The organism is Marinospirillum insulare DSM 21763 (assembly GCF_000686905.1).
Lineage (GTDB): Bacteria > Pseudomonadota > Gammaproteobacteria > Pseudomonadales > Halomonadaceae > Marinospirillum > Marinospirillum insulare.
In genome coordinates, this window is sequence record NZ_JMLW01000058.1 from 1 (window position 1) to 6,603 (window position 6,603).

A 6,603-nucleotide genomic window follows, 5' to 3' on the forward strand; every position below is an offset into this window, starting at 1 on the left:
AAACACTTGGAATGAAAACACCAAATGAAGTATTGTTTGAAGAATTACAGGCTGTTGCACTAGCAAGTTGAATCCAAGTAACTAGAAGTATTAGTTAAGTCTAAGTTACCTAAGGAAAGGGCACAACAGCAACTTAGGTTAAAAGCAGTCAAGCCTGCAACAGCTTGAATTTCATGGTTTTACTTCTTGCATTTGTAAAATGAGTGGCTATAATAGCGCATCTTTAGAACTATAGCTCAGTTGGTTAGAGCGCCACCTTGACATGGTGGAGGTCCCCGGTTCGAGTCCGGGTAGTTCTACCAATTACAAGTATCAGCCAGTCTAAGCTAATCTAAGCTGGTAGCCAAAGCCCCATGAAATGGGGCTTTTTGCTTTCTGGTAATCTAAGCCCGTCTAAACTATCTCAATGCAATCTAATGAGTTTGTTGGTATATTTGTTGGCAGAAATCATTTCTGAAAACCTTGTACCAACAAAAGGCTCGCTATGACCATTTTAGATAGCTCAAGGCGCAAGCTTGTAGCTGTTAGCTTGAGAAAAATAAAACCGCTAGAGAAAACCAAGCGTTACTCAGATGGCTATGGCTTATATTTAGAAGTTAGGCCGAACGGTAGTAAATACTGGCGATACAACTACAGGTTTTTTGATAAGCAAAAAACTCTATCAATAGGTGTTTATCCTCAAGTTAGCCTTGGTGAAGCCCGACAGCTGCATGAACAAGCTTATAAGCTTTTGATGAATGGCATAGACCCTAATGATGCCAAAAAAGCTGAACAGCTTAGTGACTCTGATGACGCTAAAAATACTTTTGAAGCCATAAGCCATGAATGGCTAAGTTACTACATGTCGGATAAGTCTGTTGGTCATAAAGTTCGTGCAGAACGGATGCTATTTAAACACCTAGCAAAACTAAAAAACCGACAAATAGCAGCAATTAGTGCACCGGAAATGTTAGGTATTTTACGCGATATTGAATCAACTGGAACAATTGATACCGCGCACCGATGCCGTGCTACTGCGGCTCAAGTGTTTGCCTACGCAATACAAACCGGCAGAGCTAATCAAAATCCAGCTAGAGAACTCATAGGCGCACTAAAACAGCCTTTAGTGACGCATAGAGCGGCAATGCTTGATCCCACTAGTTTAGGTCGTCTATTGAGGGATATTGATAACAGTAACGCGAGGCCGGTTACGAAAACTGCTATGCAACTAAGTCCACTTCTCTTTCAGCGGCCAGGTGAAATCCGCGCCATGGAGTGGGAAGAGCTAGATTTTGATAAGAAGTTATGGTTAATACCTGCCGAAAAAATGAAAATGCGTAACGCGCATATCGTGCCTTTAGCAGATCAAGCAATCAGCCTAATTAAAAACCTAGAACCTCTCACCAGAAATGGTCGCTATGTTTTCCCTAGTGCTCGTGGGAAAACTCGTTGTATGAGTGATGCAGCAGTTAGAACGGCTCTAAGGGATATGGGCTATTCAAAAGATGAGGTCACCCCCCACGGCTTTAGAGCAACGGCAAGAACCTTACTAGATGAAGTGCTGGGGTTTAGAGTTGATTGGATAGAACAACAACTAGCCCACACGGTTAAAGATGTAAATGGCCGTGCCTACAATCGGACTAAACACTTAGACCAGCGAATAGAAATGATGCAGGCTTGGGCAGATTATCTTGACAGTTTAAAAACAAACTAAGAAACCCCGACAGAAGTCGGGGGATGAATTTAATAATTTACTTTAGCCTTATAAAGTACAAACTGTTTAAAATTGTTCTTTATAGTCAAGCATGTAGCTGAAGCAATCCCAGCACAGTGGAAAGTCATTTTTAGCCTCTGCAGCCATAAAAGCTTGTTCAGTACAACCAGCTGATATTGCGCTATGTAGCTTACGCTTTACATCATAATCAGTAATTGATGAGCCACAATTGGCACAACACCTAACAGTTTTCTTTAACTCTAGCTCCAAAAAATCAGCAAGACTTATTTCTGTACCGCTTACTAAAAAACCTCGTAAAGCTTTAGAAAGTTGCTCATTAGAGAAGCCTTTACTAAGCCAAATCTTGCCAATCATTCCTTTTAATTGCCTTTTTATGATGCTAGCAATTCTTTTTTCTTGCTCAATAGTAACATTCATAATTTATACCTACTCATTATAACTAGCCCAAAATGGCTGTTTTCATTGGTAGGTAAGGCAAGGGTGACATTAGAAACCCCGACAGAAGTCGGGGATGAATTTATCAAAATTTACAATAGACCTAGTTTCTTAAAGCTGACAGTAGAATCAGCTAAGATCAAATGATCCAGAACTCTAACTTCGATCACATCTAGGGCTTGTTGCAATTTGCTAGTTATAAGTTTATCACTTTCACTTGGAACATCTGATCCTGATGGGTGATTATGAAAGATTATAACTGCTGCTGCATTACTCTTGAGAGCAGATTTCAGAACTTCTCTAGGATAGACAGAGCAACCGTCTATAGTACCCCTAAAAAGTATCTCAACATCTAAAACTCGATGTTGATTGTCTAGCCAAACTAGTCCAAACACCTCATGCTCAAGGTTTTGATACTTCAGTTTAAGAAGATTAATTAGCTCTTTTTCAGCCTTTTCAGGTGACGTTAAACCTTCACTACGATGAATCTGTTGCTCTAAGCCGATCTCCACAAGATTAAATGCTTGCCATAAAATAGCATGGGATTCGATCCCTAAAAGCTGTAATCCATCCTCAGGCTTAGTTGCCAGTTTCATTAAACCATAATCCATTGCTTTTTCGGCAACTTCTAGGCTTACACGCAAGGTCTTCGCAACTTGATTAATGTTATTCATGTTTGTACCTATTCATTTGTAACTAGCCAAAATGGCTGTTTTCAATGGTAGGTAAGGCAAGGGTGACAAAAATTAGAATTAAGTATGTGTTGCAATTATTGAAAAGACTTGGCATTATGAGAATGTATTACAAACATTGCGAATGAATGGAGAAAAATATGTCTGATACCCCAAACCGTTATGATCACATGGCTGGTAATCAATATGCCAAAAAATACGACCGACCAGCTAACGACAGTCTTAGCCTTCGATGTAATGATAATGATAAATATAAGTGGAAGCTTGAAGCGGAAAGGTCTGGAAAATCGCTTAATGAGTGGGTAATTGAAAGGTTAAACTTTTCGATAAATCGTGTTACCTAAAAAGAATATTAGCCCTTGGAAACCTAAAACAGCTAACAAGATGCTGCTCCACAGGTAATCAGGTGTTAAGCTTACTAATAGATGCTGTTGCTGGTTGGTAGCTAAGTACCTACGTTGTTTAGGTTTAGTTTATTAAATAACTGTTTGTCGTCTTGCGCGATCACAGTAAGATAGAAGATTTTTAGTCTAGAGGTAATAAGTTTGCTTAAACAGCCATTAATTGAGTCGGCCAATAACATGGTAAGTCTTCAGAGTGCTTTTTTTCTTACTAAGTCTGTGCAAGAGAGAAAAGCATTAGGACAGTTTTTTACTAGCCCAGTTGTTGCCGATTATATGGCTTCGATGCTACATAAACCCGAAAGAAGGAATATAAGAATTCTTGATGCCGGTGCCGGTACTGGCACTTTAACTGCATCAACTGCTGTGAAACTCTTGGAGTTGGGCTGCAAGGTGGTTCACGCAGTTTTATATGAGCTAGATTCTACGGTTATCATGCACCTGAATGAGACTATGAAGGTCATTGAAAGTCTTTATCAGTCGAAGAAAGGCAGGTTTACGTTTGAAATTCGTAATAGTGATTTTGTTCTTGAGCGACCAGACAAAACAGAGTCCTTTGATGTATCGGTTATCAATCCACCGTATTTCAAATACAGTGTTAAAACTTCACCTTATGCTAAGGCTGTTAGTGATCTGTATAGCGGTGATCCAAATATATACGCTTCTTTCATGGCAATTGTTGCCGCCAGTCTCAAGAAAGGAGGTCAAATGGTGGCAATTACCCCGCGTAGCTTTACTAATGGACTTTACTTCAAAAACTTCAGGCATTACCTGTTGAACACCACGGCAGTTCAATCAATTCATATTTTTAAACACCGTGACCGCATTTTTAAAAATGATGCTGATAAAGTCTTACAAGAAAATATTATTTGTAAGTTCGTGAAAGATGCCAATTATGAAGCGGTTGAAGTTCGAGCTAGTGATTGTCATTCAAGCTTGGCAAGTGCAACTATACAAAATTACCCCATTGAATTAATTGTTGACCCTTCAAACGATCAAAAATTGATAAGAATTCCTGAATCACTTACAGAAGCAATTCTTTTAAAGCAAGCTGAGCAGCTAGAGTCAACATTCATAGATTCAGGTTATTTTATTTCTACTGGTCCAGTAGTTGAGCATAGAGCAAGAGACTTCATCGTGCCGCCAAGCAACCAAAGTAATACTGTGGCGTTGTATAGGCCGCACAATGTTACACCCTATACCGCTTTGTGGACTGGCAAAAATAAAAAAGATGTTCGTTTTGAGCTGCAAGAGAAATATGAAAAGCACACCTTGTGTAATAAAAACTACGTGCTTCTGAAACGTTTTTCTTCTAAAGATGAAAAACGTCGCTTAGTGTCTGGCGTATATCTGGCAGAGTATTTTGAGGGTTTTGAATTTGTTGGATTTGGAAACAAGATCAACTATATAGGTGTGAAGTCTGGTGATCTGACAAAAGCAGAAGCTTATGGTTTATGCGCTATCTTCAATGGATCATTTTTTGATCGCTACTTTAGGTGTATATCTGGTAATACCCAGGTAAATGCAACTGAAATACGTGTAATGCGATTCCCAACACGTGACCAAGTTAAATCCATAGGTGAAAAGGTGTTAAATCTTAAAGCCTTTGATGCAGATCAGAACGATGTCATTGTTAATAGAGTTTTAATGATCAAAGAAATAATTTAAGGAAAAGTACCTTGGAGTTCACAGGACAACAACAAGCTAAGCTTGAACAAGCAAAAGAGATACTTAAAAATTTGGGGTTGCCACCCGCTCAATGTAATGATCGCTCAGCATGGGTTTTTTTAGCGCTGGCTAATGTTAAACCTGATGAAAGGTGGGAAGTTGCTACCGCTCCATTACTGCCAACCTATGTGATTATGGATTTTATACGCAATCATTACGGCAAGGACTACAAGCCAAATAGCCGCGAAACAATTAGAAAGCAAACCCTTCACCAGTTTGAACAAGCCCGAATTATTGACCGCAACCGGGACGATCCTTTACGAGCCACTAACAGTAAAGATAATAATTACTCGTTGAACGAATCCATTATTGAGATAGTAAAAAATTACCCTAATGGTAACTGGAAACAAAAGATTCAAAAATTTAAACAAGTAGTTCCTGAGTTGCAAGCACTTTACGAGCGCACCCTTCAAAAGTATCAAATTCCAATCACCTTACCTGATGGCGATGTAATCAAGTTGTCACCCGGCAAACACAACCAACTTCATGCAGATATTATTCACGACTTTTGTTCGCGTTTTATTGGTGAGGGCGGACGACTTCTGTACATAGGTGATACTGCCAGTAGTCGCAAGGAAGGCGGCAAACTCATGTATTTGGAGTCTGACCATTTGGATAGCTTAGGTGTTCCACCTATGTCACATGACAAACTGCCGGACGTTGTGGTATACGATGAAAAACGAAAATGGTTATTTTTAATCGAAGCTGTTACAAGTCATGGACCTGTGTCACCTAAACGCTGGATTGAGCTAGAACAGGCTTTCAAAGATTGCAAAGTTGGCTTGGTGTACGTTACCGCTTTTCCAGACCGTGCAGAATTCCGAAAAAATGCAGCGGATATAGCTTGGGAAACTGAAGTTTGGATAGCGGATAATCCAGACCATATGATTCACTTCAATGGTGATCGTTTTTTAGGTCCACATTAAAAGAATTTTTAATATAACTTATCGAGGATTTTATGTTTTATATGATTACATGGGGCGATCCCCAAATTGAAGAGGCTTACGTAGGAACTAGTCCGCAAGATGCTATTCAAAAGGCTAGACCTTTGATAGATCAATGGCCAGAATACAAGGTTTTGGAAACAGAGGAAATGTTAGAAATGCTTTTAGAAGAAAGTTGCGAGTTTGATATAGTAAAGATTAAAAATAAGTGGCTTGGGTATGATTTGCCAATAGAGAAAATGATAGATTTATATGAAAACAGATCAGTTTTGTTAAATTAATTATTTAGTCTTATACCATTGAAAATCTACCCACCCAGCAAGCAGTTATTTTAGTCGCTGCCTGTTTTTAACAACCTTGGATTCAACTTGCTAGTGCAACAGCCTGTAATTCTTCAAACAATACTTCATTTGGTGTTTTCATTCCAAGTGTTTTCCTAGGTCGGTTATTTAAACGATGCATAATGAATTCAAAATGCTCATCATCTAAGTGCTTAAAGCATGAACCTTTGGGGCAGTATTGACGTATTAAGCCATTTGTATTTTCATTCAATCCACGTTGCCAAGAAGCATAAGGGTCTGCAAAGTAAAAGTCACAATTCAGTGCTTTTGCAATGGCTTGATGCTCAGCAAACTCTTTACCATTATCTGCCGTTAGAGTATGTACTAAACCAACAGAAGCAAAGGGTG

The 6,603-nt window shown here is 39.1% G+C and carries 8 protein-coding genes and 1 tRNA gene; 6 read left to right on the forward strand and 3 right to left on the reverse strand.

Annotation, left to right across the window (positions count from 1 at the left end; genetic code table 11):
• The first annotated feature begins 225 nt into the window (after window positions 1–225).
• Both BP27_RS0113325 and BP27_RS0113330 read left to right on the forward strand, forming a co-directional pair.
• Window positions 226–302: transfer RNA gene (locus tag BP27_RS0113325), tRNA-Val, on the forward strand.
• Window positions 303–484: 182 nt separating this feature from the next.
• Entirely contained in the window at window positions 485–1,693 is a 1,209-nt protein-coding gene (locus tag BP27_RS0113330) for a tyrosine-type recombinase/integrase (RefSeq protein ID WP_051610586.1), read from the forward strand.
• A 66-nt stretch (window positions 1,694–1,759) separates the two neighbouring features.
• Here the strand turns inward: BP27_RS0113330 and BP27_RS0113335 are convergent, their stop codons facing one another.
• The gene (locus tag BP27_RS0113335; RefSeq protein WP_027851956.1) at window positions 1,760–2,131 is read right to left on the reverse strand and encodes a hypothetical protein; all 372 of its coding nucleotides are present in this window, start codon (window positions 2,129–2,131) and stop codon (window positions 1,760–1,762) included.
• Between the two features lie 110 nt (window positions 2,132–2,241).
• Complete coding sequence (locus BP27_RS0113340) at window positions 2,242–2,823, reverse strand: JAB domain-containing protein (RefSeq protein ID WP_245597854.1); 582 nt, start codon at window positions 2,821–2,823, stop codon at window positions 2,242–2,244.
• A gap of 158 nt (window positions 2,824–2,981) precedes the next feature.
• On the opposite strand from BP27_RS0113340, the gene BP27_RS0113345 reads away from it, so the two are divergent.
• The 4 genes from BP27_RS0113345 (at window position 2,982) to BP27_RS0113360 (ending at window position 6,195) form a co-directional block, all read left to right on the forward strand.
• Complete coding sequence (locus BP27_RS0113345) at window positions 2,982–3,185, forward strand: toxin-antitoxin system HicB family antitoxin (RefSeq protein ID WP_027851958.1); 204 nt, start codon at window positions 2,982–2,984, stop codon at window positions 3,183–3,185.
• A gap of 201 nt (window positions 3,186–3,386) precedes the next feature.
• Window positions 3,387–4,910: an Eco57I restriction-modification methylase domain-containing protein gene (locus BP27_RS0113350; protein ID WP_027851959.1), complete on the forward strand. Its 1,524-nt coding sequence runs from the start codon at window positions 3,387–3,389 to the stop codon at window positions 4,908–4,910.
• Window positions 4,911–4,921: 11 nt separating this feature from the next.
• On the forward strand, window positions 4,922–5,896 hold the full coding sequence (locus BP27_RS0113355) for a BsuBI/PstI family type II restriction endonuclease (RefSeq protein WP_027851960.1): 975 nt from the start codon (window positions 4,922–4,924) through the stop codon (window positions 5,894–5,896).
• Window positions 5,897–5,928: 32 nt separating this feature from the next.
• On the forward strand, window positions 5,929–6,195 hold the full coding sequence (locus tag BP27_RS0113360) for a hypothetical protein (protein ID WP_027851961.1): 267 nt from the start codon (window positions 5,929–5,931) through the stop codon (window positions 6,193–6,195).
• 82 nt (window positions 6,196–6,277) lie between these two features.
• Here BP27_RS0113360 and BP27_RS0113365 read toward each other — a convergent pair.
• Window positions 6,278–6,603, reverse strand: a 326-nt coding sequence (locus tag BP27_RS0113365; protein ID WP_027851897.1) for an IS30 family transposase, incomplete at its 5' end; no start/stop codon positions are given.